The 1,175-nt window shown below is 55.4% G+C and carries 1 protein-coding gene; it reads right to left on the bottom strand.

The genetic code is table 11. The annotated features are described in order from the left end of the window. Window positions 1-3: 3 nt before the first annotated feature. Complete coding sequence (locus LA5095_RS31710) at window positions 4-1,173, bottom strand: porin (protein ID WP_235814792.1); 1,170 nt, start codon at window positions 1,171-1,173, stop codon at window positions 4-6. Between the last annotated feature and the right edge of the window lie 2 nt (window positions 1,174-1,175).

The following is a 1,175-nucleotide window of genomic DNA, read 5'->3' as shown; positions in this document are numbered from 1 at the left end:
TGATTAGAAAGTGCGCTGCATACGAACACCGAAGAGGAGTTCGTCGAAGTCGGTGTCAGCGTTTCCATTGATGCCGCTAATATCAGTATTGGCGTAGCCAATGTCAGCACCCATGACGAAACCGGAGACCGGCTCCCACTGGACCGAACCGTCAATTGCCCAACGATCTACATCACCGATCGTACCAGTGTTGTCTTGATCGACATGTGCCCAAGATCCGTCAGCTGCCAGACCGATGGTCGGCGTAGCCTGGATGTACACACCAGCAGACAGCGAGTAACCGGAGTTGGTGCCGCTGTTGTTAACTTCGTAGTCAGTAACACCAGCCACATCGGTAATTCCGTTACCGATGTACTTCAGAGCACCGTCAGCATAGAAGCCCTGGAAGAAGATGTTTGAACCCGAGTTTGCGAAAGGCAAATTGATGTTCACACCTGCGCCGAGTGCCCAACCGATGGATTCATCAGCAGACGTTGCACCCAAGTTTGCCGCAGCATTGTCCGGATAAACTTGATGCAATGCACCGGAGAGCTGTGCAGAACCCCAACCCTGAGATACGCCGAGAGCTGCAACGACGTCAGGAGCCCGTGTACCGCCATATGCACCAACTTCATGACCGGAACGATCTTCAAGTGCGATTGTTGCGGAGAAGCCGTTGCCGAATGCAGCGGTGTAAGCGATCTGGTTGACCGTGGTATCAGCCCAGTCACGTGTGACAACACCCATGAACACCTGACCGGTGTAGGTGTTGAAGTTAGATCCGAGGTAACCAGCTGTCAGGCCGCCCCACTGGATGTAACCGGAGTCCAGCTTAAAGCCGCTGGCGCCATTTGTGATGTCCATGCGCAGACCGACATAGGCACGCAGGGTGCCGAATTCAGTAGCGTTACGGGCATCGAGGTATGCGTAACCGCGTGTCAGCCACGAATAGCCATCGGAATCGCGAGCTGCCCATGCGCCTGGATTGTTGTTGTCATCGAGAACGTTGTTGACAACGAACTGTGTACGAAGACGACCACCAACACGCAGGCAGGTTTCTGTGCCCGGGATGTAGTAGAAGCGCGAACCGTAAGCGTCACAGACGCGAACGTAGTCGACCGGCTCCGGAGCAACCGGAAGATCGGCTGCCTGGGCGGTGGTAGCGGTAGCAGCAGCTGCTACGCCGAGCATCAAGC

This window comes from Roseibium album (genome assembly GCF_001404515.1).
In the GTDB taxonomy this organism is placed as follows: Bacteria; Pseudomonadota; Alphaproteobacteria; order Rhizobiales; family Stappiaceae; genus Roseibium; species Roseibium album.
Note: the sequence above shows the minus strand (reverse complement) of the source record. Positions and strands in the feature narration are given on the sequence as shown.